Annotated in this window: 1 protein-coding gene; it reads left to right on the top strand. The window is 54.2% G+C overall.

Annotated elements, in window-relative coordinates; all coding sequences use genetic code 11:
• Nucleotides 1–1,911, top strand: a 1,911-nt coding sequence (locus tag MV985_RS07570; RefSeq protein ID WP_297464948.1) for an RtcB family protein, incomplete at both ends; no start/stop codon positions are given.

The raw sequence follows: 1,911 nt of genomic DNA on the forward strand, positions 1-1,911 counted from the left end.
ACAGGATAAGATGGGAGATACCGAAGTTCGATAAGAGAATGCGCGTTCCGGGGAGGGTTTACGCCGACGACGCGCTCATAGAGAAGATGCGCCAGGACAGGACGCTGGAACAGGCGGCGAACGTTGCCATGCTCCCGGGAATCTACAAGTACTCCATCGTAATGCCCGACGGACACCAGGGCTACGGTTTCCCAATTGGAGGAGTAGCGGCTTTTGACGTAAAGGAGGGAATAATAAGCCCCGGAGGCGTGGGATATGACATCAATTGCCTTGCTCCCAGCTCAAAAGTCCTGACGGAGCATGGATACTGGCTCAAAGTTGAGGAACTGCCGGAGAAGTTCAAGCTCCAGGGCGTTAAGGTTTACAACATAAATGAAGGCCACAACGACTCTTCAAAAGTTGCCTTCGTCGCGGAGAGGGAAGTGGAGAAAAACGAGATGGCCGTTAGGATAATCACCGAGAGCGGAAGGATTATAGAGGGAAGCGAGGACCACCCGGTTCTTACTCCTGAGGGCTACGTATACTTGGGCAACATCGGGGAAGGAGACTGGGTCATAGTTTATCCCTTTGAGGGCGTTGAGTACGAAGAGAAGCACGGTATAATCCTCAATGAGGAAGCGTTTGAGGGGGAAGACCCACAGGTTCTGGGCTTCCTTCGTGAAAAAGGCCTAGTCCCACTACGCTGGGACGACCCGAAAATTGGAACAATAGCTAGAATCCTCGGCTTCGCCTTTGGGGATGGACATCTCGGCGAGATGGCAGGTCGGCTGACAATATCGTTCTATGGACGGGAAGAAACTCTGAGGGAACTCAAGAAAGACCTCGAAAGGCTCGGAATAGGCGCCAACTTATACATCCGCGAGAGGGATTACAGCATCGAAACGACGAGCGGACACTACGAAGGGAGGAGCGTTTCCGCGGAGCTGAGGGTTACATCGAGGAGTTTTGCTCTGTTCCTCGAAAAGCTCAGCATGCCGAGGGGCAAGAAGACGGAGAAAGCATACCGCGTTCCGGAGTGGATAATGGAAGCCCCCCTCTGGGTCAAGAGAAACTTCTTAGCCGGACTCTTCGCGGCGGACGGGAGTATAGTCGAGTTCAGGGGCAACACACCTCTTCCAATAAACCTCACGCAGTCGAAGAGCGAAGAACTTGCTGAGAACCTTGCCGAGTTTTTGGATGACATTGCGAAGCTCCTCGCGGAGTTCGGCATAAAGACGGCCCTCTACGAGGTTAAGTCAAAGAAAGGCGTAACCTACAGGCTCTCGATAGTGGGGGAGGACAGCATCAGAACCTTCGTCGAGGGGATAAACTACGAGTACGACCTCGAGAAGAAGGCCAGGGGCCTCATCGCGGCCGCCTACCTCAGGCTCAAGAAGCGCGTTAGGGAGGAGCGCAGGAGGGCCATCGAAAAGGCAAGGGAAATCTATGAAAAAACGGGAAGCGTAAAGAAAGCCCATGAGGTCGTTAAGGACGTCGTAAACAGGCGCTTCGTCGAGAGGAGCATCTGCGAAGGTTACAGGGAGCCAAGGGTTCCGAAGGACTTCCCGACCTTTGAGGAGTTCGCCAAGGAGAGGGGCTACGAGGGCGGTTTCGTTGCTGAGAAGGTTGTAAAAGTTGAGAAGGTCAGGCCAGAATACACCAAATTCTACGACATCGGCGTCTACCACGAGGCCCACAACTTCATAGCCAACGGCGTGGTCGTCCACAACTGCGGCGTCAGGCTCATCAGGACGAACCTCACCGAGAAGGATGTAAGGCCTAAGATTAAGGAGCTCGTTGACACGCTCTTCAAGAACGTGCCGAGTGGCCTTGGAAGCAAAGGCCGCGTAAGGCTCCACTGGACGCAGCTGGACGATGTATTGGCGGATGGAGCAAAATGGGCAGTCGACAACGGCTACGGCTGGAAGGAGG

This window comes from Thermococcus sp. (assembly GCF_027012695.1).
Classification (GTDB): domain Archaea; phylum Methanobacteriota_B; class Thermococci; order Thermococcales; family Thermococcaceae; genus Thermococcus.